14 protein-coding genes are annotated in these 14,419 nt (G+C 72.6%); 9 read left to right on the top strand and 5 right to left on the bottom strand.

Annotated features, from left to right (window positions below; translation table 11 throughout):
• Positions 1-98: 98 nt before the first annotated feature.
• The 5 genes from pheS (at position 99) to HW837_RS29510 (ending at position 7,179) form a co-directional block, all read left to right on the top strand.
• The gene (pheS, locus tag HW837_RS29530) at positions 99-1,220 is read left to right on the top strand and encodes a phenylalanine--tRNA ligase subunit alpha (RefSeq protein ID WP_045557151.1); all 1,122 of its coding nucleotides are present in this window, start codon (positions 99-101) and stop codon (positions 1,218-1,220) included.
• Positions 1,220-3,742 carry a phenylalanine--tRNA ligase subunit beta gene (gene pheT / locus HW837_RS29525; RefSeq protein WP_045557152.1) on the top strand — a complete coding sequence of 841 codons (2,523 nt, stop codon included), beginning with the start codon at positions 1,220-1,222 and terminating at the stop codon, positions 3,740-3,742. Before pheS ends, pheT begins: the two co-directional genes overlap by 1 nt.
• Before the next feature lie 332 nt (positions 3,743-4,074).
• The gene (locus tag HW837_RS29520) at positions 4,075-4,983 is read left to right on the top strand and encodes a PP2C family protein-serine/threonine phosphatase (protein ID WP_196790282.1); all 909 of its coding nucleotides are present in this window, start codon (positions 4,075-4,077) and stop codon (positions 4,981-4,983) included.
• 211 nt (positions 4,984-5,194) lie between these two features.
• Positions 5,195-6,535, top strand: coding sequence for an NsdA family TPR-like regulatory protein (locus tag HW837_RS29515; RefSeq protein ID WP_045557358.1), 1,341 nt, complete (start codon positions 5,195-5,197; stop codon positions 6,533-6,535).
• Positions 6,536-6,633: 98 nt separating this feature from the next.
• Complete coding sequence (locus HW837_RS29510) at positions 6,634-7,179, top strand: NUDIX domain-containing protein (protein ID WP_045557153.1); 546 nt, start codon at positions 6,634-6,636, stop codon at positions 7,177-7,179.
• A 27-nt stretch (positions 7,180-7,206) separates the two neighbouring features.
• On the opposite strand, the gene HW837_RS29505 is transcribed toward HW837_RS29510, so the two are convergent.
• Together HW837_RS29505 and HW837_RS29500 are read right to left on the bottom strand one after the other, a co-directional pair.
• Positions 7,207-7,464, bottom strand: coding sequence for a hypothetical protein (locus tag HW837_RS29505; RefSeq protein ID WP_045557154.1), 258 nt, complete (start codon positions 7,462-7,464; stop codon positions 7,207-7,209).
• A gap of 206 nt (positions 7,465-7,670) precedes the next feature.
• Positions 7,671-8,561 carry a 3-hydroxybutyryl-CoA dehydrogenase gene (locus HW837_RS29500; RefSeq protein WP_060885398.1) on the bottom strand — a complete coding sequence of 297 codons (891 nt, stop codon included), beginning with the start codon at positions 8,559-8,561 and terminating at the stop codon, positions 7,671-7,673.
• Between the two features lie 154 nt (positions 8,562-8,715).
• Here HW837_RS29500 and HW837_RS29495 point away from each other — a divergent pair, with 154 nt between their 5' ends.
• Positions 8,716-9,975: a glycoside hydrolase family 10-like protein gene (locus tag HW837_RS29495; RefSeq protein WP_443033188.1), complete on the top strand. Its 1,260-nt coding sequence runs from the start codon at positions 8,716-8,718 to the stop codon at positions 9,973-9,975.
• Positions 9,976-9,985: 10 nt separating this feature from the next.
• Here the strand turns inward: HW837_RS29495 and HW837_RS29490 are convergent, their stop codons facing one another.
• Entirely contained in the window at positions 9,986-10,180 is a 195-nt protein-coding gene (locus tag HW837_RS29490; protein ID WP_045557157.1) for a DUF1918 domain-containing protein, read from the bottom strand.
• 87 nt (positions 10,181-10,267) lie between these two features.
• Positions 10,268-11,305, bottom strand: coding sequence for a DMT family transporter (locus HW837_RS29485; protein WP_193380458.1), 1,038 nt, complete (start codon positions 11,303-11,305; stop codon positions 10,268-10,270).
• On the opposite strand from HW837_RS29485, the gene HW837_RS29480 reads away from it, so the two are divergent.
• From HW837_RS29480 to HW837_RS29470, 3 genes are all read left to right on the top strand, one after another.
• The gene (locus tag HW837_RS29480) at positions 11,304-12,770 is read left to right on the top strand and encodes an aminotransferase-like domain-containing protein (protein WP_093789381.1); all 1,467 of its coding nucleotides are present in this window, start codon (positions 11,304-11,306) and stop codon (positions 12,768-12,770) included. The genes HW837_RS29485 and HW837_RS29480 overlap by 2 nt on opposite strands.
• Entirely contained in the window at positions 12,767-13,210 is a 444-nt protein-coding gene (locus tag HW837_RS29475) for a GNAT family N-acetyltransferase (protein WP_045557160.1), read from the top strand. Before HW837_RS29480 ends, HW837_RS29475 begins: the two co-directional genes overlap by 4 nt.
• A gap of 106 nt (positions 13,211-13,316) precedes the next feature.
• Positions 13,317-13,892 carry a histidine phosphatase family protein gene (locus HW837_RS29470; RefSeq protein WP_045557161.1) on the top strand — a complete coding sequence of 192 codons (576 nt, stop codon included), beginning with the start codon at positions 13,317-13,319 and terminating at the stop codon, positions 13,890-13,892.
• Here the strand turns inward: HW837_RS29470 and HW837_RS29465 are convergent.
• Positions 13,837-14,352, bottom strand: a complete 516-nt coding sequence (locus HW837_RS29465) for a DUF6314 family protein (protein ID WP_237270429.1) — start codon at positions 14,350-14,352, stop codon at positions 13,837-13,839. The two genes, HW837_RS29470 and HW837_RS29465, sit on opposite strands and share 56 nt — an antisense overlap.
• Between the last annotated feature and the right edge of the window lie 67 nt (positions 14,353-14,419).

Below are 14,419 nucleotides of genomic sequence, written 5' to 3'. Positions count from 1 at the left end.
ACTCGGCCTTTGGCACCTTTGTGTCCCAAAAACCGTGACGATCCGTCCACGAGTCGGTACGGGGACCATCCGCCAGCCAATCGGAAGCACGGGAAGAGATGTCGGCACCGAATAAGTCGTACGACCCTGTAGAGGTCGAGGCCTTGAAACCGGAAGAGATCGAGCGCATGCGGGACGAGGCGCTCGCCGCCTTCGCCGCCGCGGACTCCCTCGACGCGCTCCAGGAGGCCAAGGTCGCCCACACCGGGGGCACCTCCCCGCTGGCCCTCGCCAACCGCGAGATCGGCGCGCTGCCCCCGCAGGCCAAGGCCGCCGCGGGCAAGCTCGTCGGACAGGCCCGGGGCGCGGTGAACAAGGGCCTCGCCGCCCGCCAGAGCGAGCTGGAGGCCGAGCGCGACGCCCGGGTGCTGGTCGAGGAGGCCGTGGACGTCACGCTGCCCTACGACCGCGTACCCGCCGGCGCCCGCCACCCGCTCACCACGCTCTCGGAGCGCATCGAGGACATCTTCGTGGCCATGGGCTACGAGGTCGCCGAGGGCCCCCAGGTCGAGGCCGAGTGGTTCAACTTCGACGCGCTCAACATCGGCCCGGACCACCCGGCCCGCGGCGAGGCCGACACCTTCTTCGTGCAGGGCCCCGAGGGCGGCACCGAGTCCGGCGTCGTGCTGCGCACCCACACCTCGCCCGTGCAGATCCGCTCCCTGCTGGAGCGCGACCTGCCGGTGTACGTGATCTGCCCCGGCCGCGTGTACCGCACCGACGAGCTGGACGCCACGCACACCCCGGTCTTCCACCAGGTCGAGCTGCTCGCCGTCGACGAGGGCCTGACCATGGCCGACCTCAAGGGCACCCTCGACCACATGGTCCAGTCGCTGTTCGGCGAGGGCATGAAGACCCGGCTCCGGCCGAACTTCTTCCCGTTCACCGAGCCGTCCGCCGAGATGGACATGCTCTGCTACGTCTGCAAGGGCACCTCCGTCGGCAACCCCGACAACCCCTGCCGCACCTGCTCCAGCGAGGGCTGGATCGAGCTCGGCGGCTGCGGCATGGTCAACCCCCGGGTGCTCACCGCCTGCGGCGTCGACCCCGAGAAGTACAGCGGATTCGCCTTCGGGTTCGGCATCGAGCGGATGCTGATGTTCCGCCACAACGTCGAAGACATGCGAGACATGGTCGAGGGTGACGTCCGGTTCACCCGGCCGTTCGGGATGGAGATCTGATGCGGGTCCCGCTTTCCTGGCTGCGGGAGTACGTCGACCTGCCGGCCACCGAGACCGGTCGTGACGTCCAGGCCAAGCTCATCTCGGCCGGTCTGGAGGTCGAGACGGTCGAGCAGCTCGGCGACGGCCTCAAGGGCCCCCTCGTCGTCGGTCAGGTGCTGACGATCGAGGAGCTGACGGAGTTCAAGAAGCCCATCCGCTTCTGCACCGTCGACGTCGGCACGGCCAACGGCACCGGCGAGCCCCAGGAGATCGTCTGCGGCGCCCGCAACTTCGCCGTCGGCGACAAGGTCGTCGTGGTCCTCCCGGGCGCCGAACTGCCCGGCGGCTTCGCCATCTCCGCGCGCAAGACCTACGGCCGCAACTCCCACGGCATGATCTGCTCCAGCGACGAGCTGGGCATGGGCGACGACGGCACCAAGGGCATCATCGTGCTGCCGCCGGAGACCGAGGTCGGCAAGGACGCGATCGAGCTGCTGGAGCTGGTCGACGAGGTCCTCGACATCGCCGTCACGCCCGACCGCGGCTACTGCCTGTCGATCCGCGGAGTCGCCCGCGAGACCGCCATCGCCTACGGCCTGCCGCTGCGCGACCCGGCGCTCCTCGACGTACCGGGCCCGAACGCGTTCGGCCACCCCGTCCAGGTCTCCGACCCGCTCGGCTGCGACCGCTTCACCGCCCGTACCGTCACCGGTCTCGACCCCGAGGCGCGCTCCCCGATCTGGCTCAAGCGCCGGCTGCAGAAGGTCGGCATGCGCCCGATCTCCCTCGCCGTCGACATCACCAACTACGTGATGATGGAGCTGGGCCAGCCCCTGCACGCCTACGACCGCTCCCTCGTCCAGGGCACGATCGGCGTCCGCCGGGCCGAGGAGGGCGAGAAGATCGTCACCCTCGACGGTGTCACGCGCACCCTGCACGCCGAGGACCTGGTGATCACCGACGAGCGCGGACCCATCGGCCTCGCCGGTGTCATGGGCGGCGCCGACACCGAGATCGCCGACCACGACGCCGCCGAGAACGGGGGGAACGCCTCCAGCGACGTCGTCATCGAGGCCGCCCACTTCGACCAGGTCGCCATCGCGCGCACCGCCCGCCGGCACAAGCTGTCGTCGGAGGCGTCCCGCCGCTTCGAGCGCGGCGTCGACCCGCTGGCCGCGGCCGCCGCCGCCCAGCGCACCGTCGACCTGCTGGTGCTCCTCGCGGGCGGCACCGCCGACGCGGGCGTCACCGAGGTGATCGCCCCGTCCGCACCCCGCACGATCACGATCCCGGCGAACCACCCGGACAAGGTCGCGGGCGTCGAGTACGGCCGCGAGACCGTCGTACGCCGCCTCCAGGAGGTCGGCTGCGACGTCTACGGGACGGACGAGCTGATCGTCACCGTTCCGTCCTGGCGGCCCGACCTCACCGACCCGAACGACCTCGCCGAAGAGGTCATCCGGCTGGAGGGCTACGAGAACCTGCCCTCCACACTGCCCAGGCCCCCGGCCGGGCGCGGCCTCACCCACCGGCAGCGACTGCACCGCCGGGTCGGGCGGGCGCTGGCCGGCGCCGGATTCGTCGAGGCGCCGAACTACCCCTTCATCGGCGAGCAGGTCTTCGACCAGCTCGGCCTGGAGGCGGACGACCCGGCCCGCCGTGTCGTCCGGCTGACCAACCCGCTGAGCGACGAGGAGCCCGCGCTCCGCACCTCGCTGCTGCCGGGTCTGCTGGCCGCGCTGCGGCGCAACGACGGCCGGGGCACGCACGACCTCGCCCTGTTCGAGACCGGCCTGGTCTTCCTCCCCCGCGCGGAGCAGCGTGTCGCCGTCGCGCTGCCCGTCGACCGCCGGCCCACCGACGAGGAGATCGCGACGCTGAACGCCGCGCTGCCCGAGCAGCCGCGCCACGTCGCCGTCGTCGTCGCCGGGGCCCGCGAGCAGGCCGGCTGGTGGGGCAAGGGCCGTCCCGCCGACTGGGCCGACACCGTCGAGGCCGGCCGCGCGGTCGCCCGCGAGACCGGTGCCGAACTGGTCGTCCGCAAGGGCCAGTACGGTCCCTGGCACCCCGGGCGCTGCGCCGAGTTCGTGGTCGTCGCCGACGGCACCGAGCGGGTCGTCGGCCACGCCGGCGAGCTGCACCCGCGTGTCCTCAAGGCGCTCGGACTGCCGGCCCGGACCGCCGCGATGGAGATCGACCTGGACGCCCTGGAGCAGGTGGGGGACGGCACCCCGCAGGCGCCGAGCATCTCCACGTTCCCGGTCGCCACGCAGGACGTCGCGCTCGTCGTCGACGCGTTCGTGCCGCACGCCGACGTGGAGGCCGCGCTCCGTGAGGGCGCCGGTGAACTCCTGGAGGGCATCCGGCTGTTCGACGTCTACGAGAACGCGGAGCAGCTGGGCGACGGGCGGAAGTCGCTGGCGTACGCGCTGCGCTTCCGGGCCGCGGATCGCACGCTGACCGTCGACGAGGCGTCGGCGGCCCGGGACGCGGCGGTCGCCCTCGCGGGCGAGCGTACGGGAGCGGTGCTGCGTAGCTAGGGCGCCTGAGGGGTGGGGAACTGCGGTTGTGCGGCGGCTGCGGGTTGTTCGTGGCTGGCCGCGCAGTTCCCCGCGCCCCATGGGGGCGGGCCCCGATGCCCCCTCAAGGCCCCCGTGTGGTCACCTCACTCATTCGGGTGACAATGGTGGGTGATCGCCCCCATCCGGGCGTGCTGTGGACAGAATCAGACCGGCCTTTCTGGGCCTCACGCGCTGTCCGGGCCTGATGGGGGGCCAACGGCATGATTCGAGTCAGGGCTGGGCTTCCTCGCCGGACATGGTCCCGGGGGCGAGGGCTCCTCGGCCGGCGGTCCGTCCGTGCCGGTGCCCGGATGGCGGGTGGCGCTGTGTGCCTCGCCGTCGGCACCGGGCTGATGCTGCACGTCAGGCGGGTGATGCTGCGGGAAGTGCGGCAGGCGCGCGCGGTCGCGGGCGCCACGCGGAGCGTCCTGCTCAGGCCGCTGCCCGCACGGATCGCCGGGCTAGCCACCGCCGCCGTCCAGCTCTCCGCCGACCGGGGAGCGACCGTCGGCGGCGACCTGTACGAGGTGATCGCCACCGAGCACGGTGTACGGGTGGTGATGGGCGACGTACGCGGTCACGGCCTCGCCGCCGTCGGTACCGTCGCCGCCGTCCTCGGCTGCTTCCGCGAGGCCGTCCACGACGAGGCCGACCTCGCCGGGGTCCTCGCCCGCCTCGACCGTGCCCTCGCCCGGCACCTCCGCGCCCGCGCCGAGGACACCGAGGACTTCGTCACGGTCCTCCTCCTGGAGATCACCCCCGACGGCGAACTCCACGCCCTCAACTGCGGCCACCCCTGGCCCTACCTGCTCGGCGTCGACCGAGCGACACCCCTCACCCGCGCCGACCCGCTGCCCCCGCTCGGCCTTTTCCCGCTCCCCGCCGAACTACCGGCCACGGCCTACGGCCGACTCCTCCCGGGCGAGGCCCTGTTCCTCCACACGGACGGCGTGGAGGACGCGAGGGACAGCGAGGGCCGCTTCTTCCCTCTGGGGATCGCGCTGGCGGCAGCCGTACGGCGCCGCCCCATCTCCCCCCAGTCCGTTCTGCGGGCCGTCTTCGCCCAACTTCTCCGCCACGCGGGAGGAAGACCCAAGGACGACATCGCCATACTGGTGCTGCGCAACGAACGTCCACTTGCCCTCAGGGGCGCGGGGAACGGCGCGACCAGCCACGACGTACCCGCAGTCGACAACCCGCCTGTCGTCCCCACCCGGTAGTCGCCCCAGTTGCGCCCGGACGGGCCACCGCACTGTACGAGGGGGAGCCGGCGGCCCGGCCGGCCTCTTGGCGAGGGATCCCAGTCAACCTGTCCGGAACTCTCTGCGACAGCGCGCACACAGCCCGAATTCGGGCGTTCCCGTCACACCCCGTGTGAAGAGGGAGGCGCTACGCTGCGATGCGCCGGCACCGAGCCACCGGAGGGCCTCCATGCAGCCCAACACCCTGCTCGACGCGATCCTCGACGAGGCCGGTATCTCCCACGCCGGTCTAGCCGCCCACGTCAATCAGGCGGGACGGGCCCGGGGGCTGGCGCTGAGATACGAACACACCGCTGTGGCGCGGTGGTTGAAGGGGCAGCGGCCGCGCGGACAGGTGCCCGACCTGATCTGCGAGGTGCTCGCCGGGCGGCTGCGCCGCACCGTCACCCTCGACGACATCGGGCTCGGCGTGCCGGGCGAGGCGGCCTCCCCGCACGGCGCCGGGCTCTCCGGGTTCGTGGAGCGCGCCACCGCGCTGTGGCGCTCCGACGAACAACAGCGACCCCATGTCCTCGGCGCCCCCGCCGTCACCGGGACGCCCGCCGTGATGCCCGTCTGGGAGTGGGAGAACCCGCCGGAGGACGTCGACGTCTCCCGCGGCGGACGGCATCGCGTCAGCATGGCCGACATCGAGATGCTGCGCGCGGCCCGGACGCACTACGAGCAGATGTACCGCAAGGCCGGGGGCGTCGCGACCCGCACCCGGATCGTCGGGTTCCTCAACGCCGAGGCCGCGCCGCTGCTGCGGGGCAGCTACACCGACGCCACCGGCCGCCAACTGCACCGGGCGACGGGCGGGTTGGTCGCGATCGCCGGGATCTGCGCGTACGACTCCGACGCCCACGGCCTGGCCCAGCGCTACTTCCACCAGGCGCTGCGGCTGGCCAAGGCCAGCGGGGACCGGGGGCTGGGGGCCTATGTGATCGCGCTCCTCGTCAACCAGTCGCTGTTCATGCGGGAGCACCGGCAGGCCGTCGCCTTCGCCGAGGCCGCGCTGCGCACGGCCGGCCCGCACATCACCCCGGCGCTCGCCTCCGACCTGTACGCGATGCAGGCGAAGGCGTACGCGCACCTCGGCGACGGCACGAGCGCGCTGTCCTGCATCCGGCGGGCGGAGCAGGCCGCCGACCGCATCCGGCGCGGGCACGAACCCGATGAGACCGGCTATGTCCAACCCGGTCTGGTGAACGTACAGGTGGCGGAGGCGCTGCTCAGCCTCGGCGACCTGACGGCCGCGGCGGAGCACGCGGCGGCGGCCGTCGACACCCCGGCGCACGACCGGGGACGGGTGCACCGGCTCGCGATGCTCAGTCAGATCGAACTGCGGCAGGGAAACGCGGACAAGGCGGTGGCCACCGCGGTCGAGATGGCCGAGCGGGCGCGCGGAATGGAGTCCATGCGCCTGCGTGACAGACTCCGGGCGGTACGCGAGCACCTCGTGCGCAGCGGCTGCGCGGGGACCTCCGAGGCCGCCGAACTCATCGACGGGGCACTGCGCGTACCGCTCTGACACCGTCCCGGGGGCGCGGCCGTGCACCGGCTGTGCGCCTGCTGTCACCTAGCTACTGCTGCGATATTGCCACTTACTCGGCGGAAGGTGGCAGAACCGTGCAGTGGACGAAACAGAGCGAACAAACTGTGTACTCGAACCGCTGGTTCAGCGTCAATCTCGCGGATGTGGCGTTGCCGGACGGGCGGCACCTCGATCACTTCCTGATACGGCTGCGGCCTGTCGCCGTGGCCACCGTGGTCAACGAGGCGAACGAGGTGCTGCTGCTGTGGCGGCACCGCTTCATCACCGACAGCTGGGGCTGGGAGCTCGCGGCGGGCGTCGTCGAGGACGGCGAAGCCATCGCCGAGGCGGCCGCCCGCGAACTGGAGGAGGAGACCGGATGGCGGCCGGGACCCCTGCACCACCTGATGAGCGTCGAGCCCTCCAACGGGCTCACCGACGCGCTGCACCACGTCTACTGGGCCGACGAGGGCGCGTACGTCGGTCACCCCGTGGACGACTTCGAGTCCGACCGCAGGGAATGGGTCCCCCTCAAGCTCGTCCCCGACATGGTCGCCCGCGGCGAGGTCCCGGCCGCCAACATGGCGGCCGCCCTGCTCCTGCTGCACCATCTGCGGCTCGGGCAGGACACCAAGCCCTGAATTCCCGCGCGTCCCGCCCGAGGGACCCTAACGGCCCAGCGCCTGCCAGATGGACACCACCAGGGCGCCCAGGGCGGTGAGGGCCGCCACCGCGGGCAGCGGCCAGCGGGCGTGCTCCAGGGTGACGACCCGCGTGTTGAGGTCGTCGAGTTCCTTGGCGCTCTGTTCGGCGCGGTGGCTCAGCAGGGTCAGCCCTCCTTCGACGCGTGTGTGCGCCACATCCAGGCGGCGGCGTAACTCTGCGAGTTCGCCGTGGTGCACCGGATGCTCGGGGTCGATGGCCACGAGTCCGCTCCTTTCTGTAGTCGTCCCGTCCCTTGCGTGCGCACGTGAAGTCAACTCGCCTGGTGGGCGCGTGAGGAGAGTGTGCGAAGGGCATATGCGTGTCCGCCGCGCACACGGTGTGTGAATACGACGGGCCCGGCACCCAGGAGGGTGCCGGGCCCGTACGCGTGAGAGAACTGACGGTGCGTAGTCGGACCGCCGGGAGGTCAGGTGTACGCGTAGAAGCCCGACCCCGACTTCCGGCCCAGCCGCCCCGCGTCCACCATGCGCTGGAGCAGCGGGGGAGCGGCGTACAGCGGCTCCTTGTACTCGTCGTACATGCTGTTGGCGATGGAGACGATGGTGTCCAGACCGATCAGGTCGGAGAGCTTCAGCGGACCCATCGGGTGGGCGCAGCCCAGCTCCATGCCGTTGTCGATGTCCTCGCGGCCCGCGATGCCCGACTCGAACATCCGGATCGCGGAGAGCAGGTACGGCACCAGCAGCGCGTTGACGACGAAGCCCGAGCGGTCCTGGGCCCGCACGGGGTGCTTGCCGAGGACCTTCTCGGCGAACAGCTGCGCCCGGCTGAGCGTGCCCTCGGAGGTGGTCAGCGCCGGGATCAGCTCGACGAGCTGCTGCACCGGGGCCGGGTTGAAGAAGTGGATACCGATGACATGGTCCGGCCGCGAGGTGGCGACGGCGAGCTTCACCAGCGGGATCGAGGAGGTGTTGGAGGCGAGGATCGCGTCCGGGCGGGTCACCACCTGGTCGAGCACCTGGAAGATCTCCGTCTTCACCTGCTCGTTCTCCACGACCGCCTCGATGACGAGGTCACGGTCGGCGAACTCGCCGAGATCGGTGGTGAAGCTCAGGCGCGCCTGGGTCCCGTCCCGCTCGGCCTCGGTGATCTTGCCGCGTTCGGCGGCCTTGGCAAGGGAGTTGAACAGCCGGGTGCGGCCGATCTCCAGGGCTTCGCCGGTGGTCTCGGCGACCTTGACGTCCAGTCCGGCGCGGGCGCACACCTCGGCGATGCCCGCTCCCATCTGGCCGCAGCCCACGACTCCGACGCGTGCAATGTCTCCCGCCGGGATGTCCGTCACATCGTGCCTTTCCATGGTCCTCGTGCCTGGCAGATACCCCGGGTGGAGGCCTGCGCCAAACCTGCACGTTACCCGCGACGCCTACTGATCAGTATTCCGGGTGTCACATGGAAGGCTGGTCCGGGATCGGTCCGCGACGGCGGACACGCGGTAGGCGGAGGTACGAGGAATGCATCGCAAGCCACGGATGTCACGGCGGGCCTTCTGGGCGACCGCGGCGGCGACCCTCGTGGCGGCGGGCGGGGTGGCGGCGGGCACCGCCATCGCCGGCGGCGAACCGAGCCCGCGCCGCAGGGCGGGCGAGGGCGAGCTGCGCGGCATGTGGCTGGCCACCGTCCTCAACCGGGACTGGCCCTCGAAGGCCGGACTGACGGCGGCCGAACAGCGCGCCGAACTCCTCGCCCGGCTCGACACCGCCGTGGACCGGCGCCTCAACGCGGTGTTCTTCCAGGTGCGCCCCAGTGCCGATGCCCTCTGGCCCTCCCCGTACGAGCCCTGGTCGCAGTACCTCACCGGCACCCAGGGCAAGGACCCCGGCTGGGACCCGCTGGGCACGGCCGTCCGGGAGGCGCACGCCCGGGGGCTCGAACTGCACGCCTGGTTCAACCCGTACCGGGTCGCGATCCACAGCGACCCGAGCCGGCTGGTCGCCTCCCATCCGGCCCGGCAGCACCCCGACTGGGTCGTCCCCTACGGCGGCAAGCTCTACTACAACCCCGGCATCCCCGCCGTCCGCGCCTTCGTGGAGAAGGCCATGCTCGACGCCGTCCACAAGTACGCCGTGGACGCCGTGCACTTCGACGACTACTTCTACCCCTACCCGGTGGCCGGCCAGGTCTTCGACGACGACGCGGCCTACGACCGGTACGGCGCGAGCTTCCCCAACCGGGCGGCCTGGCGGCGCGACAACATCGACCTGCTGGTGCGCGAGACGGCGGCCCAGATCAAGGCGATCCGCCCCGGCACCCAGTTCGGGATCAGCCCCTTCGGCGTATGGCGCAACGCGGTGACCGACGAGCGGGGCTCGGACACCCGGGCGGGCGTGCAGACCTACGACGACCTGCACGCGGACACCCGGAAGTGGGTCCGGGAGAACTGGATCGACTACATCGTCCCGCAGCTGTACTGGAACATCGGCTTCGCCGCCGCCGACTACGCCAAGCTGCTGCCCTGGTGGGCGGAGACCGCCCGGGGCAGCGGGACGCGGCTGTACATCGGGGAGGCCCTCTACAAGGCGGGTGACCCGGCCCAGCCCGCGGCCTGGCAGGACCCGGCCGAACTCTCCCGGCACCTCACTCTGGCCCGCGACGTCCCGGAGGCACGCGGACACGTCTTCTTCTCGGCCAGGGAGGTCGAGCAGGACAAGATCGGCGCGATGGCACGCGTGGTCGCCGACCACTACCAGCGGCCGGCGGAACCACCGCGCTGACGGAGACCCGCTACTCGGTGTCCCCGAGGTGGCGGACGACGGTGTCCGGGCCCGGGGACATCAGCGCCTCGTGCCCGTCGTCGAACCGGACCCGGTAGGGCGGATTCCCGTTCTGGCCGAGCACCTCAAGGACCTCCGCGGTCCGGTCGTGGTGCCCGACGGTCCTGCCGTGCACCAACAGGGTGTCGCCTTTGGCTGCCTGCATCGGGGGCCTCCTCGTCTCGCACGGGAGTGGCGGTCCGTGACCGCAGTCTATTGCGGGCGGCGCCGGTTGCACCGGTCGCGTACGGGCTCAGGCGGACGAGCGCTGGGTGACCGCGATGCAGACCAGTACCGCGGCCGCCGTCAGGGGCGCGGCCGGGGTGAGCTGCTCGCCGAGGAGCAGCACCGACCACACCAGTGTGAGCAGCGGCTGCGCCAGCTGCAACTGGCTGGCCTTGGGAATGCCGATCGCCGCCATGCCCCGGTACCAGACGACCAGCCCCAGGAACTGGGATCCGGCCGCCACCCACACCAGCCCGGCCACGCTGTGCGCGGTCAGCCGCGCCGGTTCGTACGACAGGGCCAACAGCGCGCCCGGCACGCTCAGCGGCAGACAGAGCACCAGAGCCCAGCCGATGACCTGCCAGCCGGGCATCACCCGCGCCAGCCGGCCGCCCTCGGTGTAGCCGGCCGCGCACACCAGCAGCGCGCCGAAGAGGTAGAGGTCGGCCGTGGTGAGCGAGCCGCCGCTCTGCGTCACGGTGAACGCGAGCACCGCGGCGGCTCCGGCGAGGGCGGCTGCCCAGAAGGTGCGTGAGGGGCGGGTGCCCATGCGCAGAGCCGAGAACAGGGCGGTCGTCAGCGGGAGCAGACCGACCACGACGGCCGCGTGCGCGGTGGTGGAGGTCCGCAGCGCGAGCGTGGTCAGCAGCGGGAAGCCCAGCACGACCCCGGCGGCCACGACCGCGAGCCCCGCCCAGTGCCGACGGTCCGGCAGCGGCACCCGCAGGACCAGCAGACACACCCCCGCGAGGACGGCGGCCAGCGCGCTGCGCACGGCGACCAGCGACCAGGGGCCGAAGCCCTCCAGGCCCCAGGCGGTGGCGGGGAAGGTGAGCGAGAAGGCGGTGACACCGAGGGCCGCCAGGAGCGTGCCGCCGCCGGAGTTGCGGGTGCCGCGGATGTCGGCACCGGCAGCGACACCGCTCGCCGGGGCGGCCGGGCGCGGCCCGGTGTCCCGTCGTCGGCCGGTGCCCGCCGCTGCCGAGGTGCCGGTGTCGCCCGCCACGGATGGGCCGGCGTCCACCGCTACTGATGTCTCCGTGGTAGCGCTACTCTCTACTCTCATGCATGAGCGTAGCAGTGGTGCGGAACTGGCGGAACAGCTACGGAAGGAGCTCAACCGCTACTCGGTCGGTGGAAAGCTGCCGTCGAGCCGGGCCCTCGTCGAGCGGTTCCGGGTGAGCCCGGTGACCGTGTCGCGCGCGCTGGCGCAACTGGCCGCCGAGGGGCTCGTGGTGACCCGGCCGGGGGCGGGCGCCTTCCGGGCCGCCCCGCGCGAGAGCGGTACGGCACCGGTGGGGGACACCTCCTGGCAGGAGGTCGCGCTGAGCGCGGACGGCAGCGCCGAGCCCTCGCCCCGCACGGTGGACGCTTCCGGGGTCCTCGTCTCGCTCGCCTCCCCGCCGCCCGGTGTCATCGAGTTCAACGGCGGCTATCTGCACCCGTCGCTCCAGCCGGAGCAGGCGATGGGCGCCGCCCTGTCCCGGGCGGGGCGGCGGCCCGGGGTGTGGGCGCGGCCGCCGGTCGAGGGGGTGCCGGAGCTGCGCGAGTGGTTCGCGCGGAGCATCGGCGGGGCGATCACCGCGGCCGAGGTGATCGTCGCGGCGGGCGGCCAGTCCGCCCTGACCACCGCCCTGCGCGCTCTCGCCCCGCCCGGGGCGGCCGTGCTCGTCGAGTCGCCCACCTACCCCGGCATGCTGGCGATCGCCCGGGCGGCCGGGCTGCGCCCCGTGCCGGTCCCGGTGGACGCGGACGGCGTCAGACCCGCCCTCCTCGCCGACGCGTTCAAGGCGTCCGGCGCCCGGGTCTTCGTCTGCCAGCCGCTCTTCCAGAACCCCACCGGCGCCGTCCTGGCGGCCGACCGCAGGGGCGAGGTGCTGCGGATCGCCCGTGCGGCGGGGGCCTTCGTCGTGGAGGACGACTTCGTACGCCGGCTCGTGCACGAGGACGCGGGGCCCCTGCCGCGGCCCCTGGTGGCCGACGATTCCGACGGCGTGGTCGTGCACGTCTCCTCGCTGACCAAGGCGACCTCGCCCAGCTTCCGGGTCGGTGCCCTGGCCGCGCGGGGCCCGGTCCTGGAGCGGCTGCGCGCCATCCAGGTCGTCGACACCTTCTTCGTGCCGCGCCCCCTTCAGGAGGCCGCCCTCGAACTCGTCGGCTCGCCCGCCTGGCCCCGCCATCTCCGCGCCGTCTCACGGGAGTTGAAGCTCCGTCGGGACGCCCTCACCTCCGGGCTGCGCTCGCGCCTGCCCGCACTCGCCCTGCCTCACATCCCCTCCGGCGGCTACCACCTCTGGCTGCGCCTCCCTGACGGCACCGACGAGCCCGCCCTGGTCGCCGCCGCCCTCCGCGCGGGTGTCGCCGTCACCCCCGGGCGCCCCTACTTCAGCGCCGAACCCCCGGCCGGCCACCTGCGGTTGAGCTTCGCGGGGGTCGCGGGCACGGGCGAGATCGCGGAAGGGGTACGGCGCCTGGAGGAGGCCGTAATCGGTTCGACAGGGGGCGCCCGGCCTGCGAACGTCCTGCCATGAGCGACGAGTCGAACCCCGCCGTGCCCACGGGCTACGAGATCTCCGACGATCCCGGACGCATCGATGTCGGACGGGTCCACCACTGGCTGTCCACCGATGCCTACTGGGCCCTCGGCCGCGCCCGCGAGAAGCAGGAGAGCGCGATCCGGGGATCGCTCAACTTCGGTGCGTACGAGGTGGGTTCGGGGGAGCAGGTGGCGTACGCGCGGGTGGTGACCGACCGGGCCACGTTCGCCTGGCTCTGCGATGTGTACGTCGCCCCGTCGGCGCGCGGGAAGGGGCTCGGCACCGCGCTCGTCGCGGCCGTGTGCGAGCACCTCCGGGCGTACGGGCTGCGGCGTGTCCTGCTCGCCACGCACGACGCGCACGGCGTCTACGCGAAGCTCGGGTTCGAGCCGCTCGCCAAGCCCGACCAGTGGATGGCTCTGGTGTTCGAGTGAGGGGCAGGGTGCGGCGCCGCGTGCCCGGAGTGCCGGACGCGGTACCCCCGGTAACTCCTGAGTAACGCCTCTTGACCTGCGGAGAACCCCGTTCCACCATCGCCGCATGCATCTTCGGGTCACGTTCGTCGCCGCCGCGCGCTGCTCCTCGCTGCTCGCGGAGCGTTTCGAGGACGACCGGCCGCTGGACCAGGCCGGCTGGGACGAAGTGCAGCGCGCCGCCCACGAGCTGGTGCCGCTGGCGGCGGCCGAGCTGCGCTACTGCTCACCCACGCCCCGCAGCCGGGCCACCGGGGACGCCCTCGGCTACGCGCCGCTGGCCCAGCCCGCGCTGCGGGACTGCGACATGGGCCGCTGGCGCGGCTTCACGCTGGGCGAGGCCATGGCGCGCGAGCCCTCGGCCGTGGACGCCTGGCTCGCCGACCCGCACGCCACCCCGCACGGCGGCGAGTCGCTGATCGGGTTCATCTCCCGCATAGGCGGCTGGCTGGAGACCCGTCCGGTGGGGGAGGGCGGCCGTGTCGTCGCGGTGGCCGAGCCGTCCGTGCTGCGCGCCGCCCTGGTCTACGCGCTGAAGGCCCCGCCGTCGTCGTACTGGAACATGGACATCCGCCCCCTGTCGACGGTCACGGTCGCGGGGCACGCGGGCCGCTGGAACCTGCGGCTGGGCGCCGCGCAGTAGGAGCGGGGCCCCCGGCCGACCGGTCGCGGGTGTAGTCGGTGACCAGGAGCAGATCCTTGGCGGGGCCGCCGACCCGCCAGGTCGTCCGCCAGCGGTCCTCGTCGTACACCTCGAACTCGCCCCGGTAGAGGTCGGCGACGCAGGGGTGGTCCGTGTGCCACCGGCCGGTGGTCAGGTCCAGGTCGTGGAAGGGGCGGTCGTCCGCGAAACGGACGTCGGCCGTGCCGGGCGCGGCGCCCGGGAGGAAGCGCAGGGTGCGTTCGGCGGGGCGCGGGACGTCCTGCCAGACGAAAGTTCCGGCTTCCCGGTGCAGCAGCCCGCCGTCGTCCAGCGGGCTGAAATCGGTCGTCCCCGAGAACTCCCCCTCCGCGCCGCTCGCGAGATCCCGCACGGACCGCAGGACCCGCCATCCCCCGACGAGATGCGCCAGGACATCGGGAACTGGCAGGAAAGTGCTCATCCGTCCTTCACTTCCGATCACTTCCGACACTTTCGGTGCCGTGCGACCCGTTGACGCTGTCTCGGTC

It is taken from the genome of Streptomyces caniscabiei (assembly GCF_014930365.1).
Classification (GTDB): Bacteria; Actinomycetota; Actinomycetes; order Streptomycetales; family Streptomycetaceae; genus Streptomyces; species Streptomyces caniscabiei.
The sequence above is the reverse complement of the archived record's forward strand: the minus strand, read 5'-3'. Positions and strand labels throughout refer to the sequence as shown.

Excerpts from the sequence above, each read along its gene's own strand:
- pheS (WP_045557151.1), top strand. The coding sequence starts at position 99 with ATGTCGGCACCGAATAAGTCGTACGACCCTGTAGAGGTCGAGGCCTTG.
- HW837_RS29475 (WP_045557160.1), top strand. The coding sequence starts at position 12,767 with ATGAGCGACGAGTCGAACCCCGCCGTGCCCACGGGCTACGAGATCTCC.
- HW837_RS29465 (WP_237270429.1), bottom strand. The coding sequence starts at position 14,352 with ATGAGCACTTTCCTGCCAGTTCCCGATGTCCTGGCGCATCTCGTCGGG.
- HW837_RS29500 (WP_060885398.1), bottom strand. The coding sequence starts at position 8,561 with ATGGAAAGGCACGATGTGACGGACATCCCGGCGGGAGACATTGCACGC.
- HW837_RS29490 (WP_045557157.1), bottom strand. The coding sequence starts at position 10,180 with ATGCAGGCAGCCAAAGGCGACACCCTGTTGGTGCACGGCAGGACCGTC.
- HW837_RS29480 (WP_093789381.1), top strand. The coding sequence starts at position 11,304 with ATGCATGAGCGTAGCAGTGGTGCGGAACTGGCGGAACAGCTACGGAAG.
- pheT (WP_045557152.1), top strand. The coding sequence starts at position 1,220 with ATGCGGGTCCCGCTTTCCTGGCTGCGGGAGTACGTCGACCTGCCGGCC.
- HW837_RS29495 (WP_443033188.1), top strand. The coding sequence starts at position 8,716 with ATGCATCGCAAGCCACGGATGTCACGGCGGGCCTTCTGGGCGACCGCG.
- HW837_RS29485 (WP_193380458.1), bottom strand. The coding sequence starts at position 11,305 with ATGAGAGTAGAGAGTAGCGCTACCACGGAGACATCAGTAGCGGTGGAC.
- HW837_RS29520 (WP_196790282.1), top strand. The coding sequence starts at position 4,075 with ATGGCGGGTGGCGCTGTGTGCCTCGCCGTCGGCACCGGGCTGATGCTG.
- HW837_RS29470 (WP_045557161.1), top strand. The coding sequence starts at position 13,317 with ATGCATCTTCGGGTCACGTTCGTCGCCGCCGCGCGCTGCTCCTCGCTG.
- HW837_RS29515 (WP_045557358.1), top strand. The coding sequence starts at position 5,195 with ATGCAGCCCAACACCCTGCTCGACGCGATCCTCGACGAGGCCGGTATC.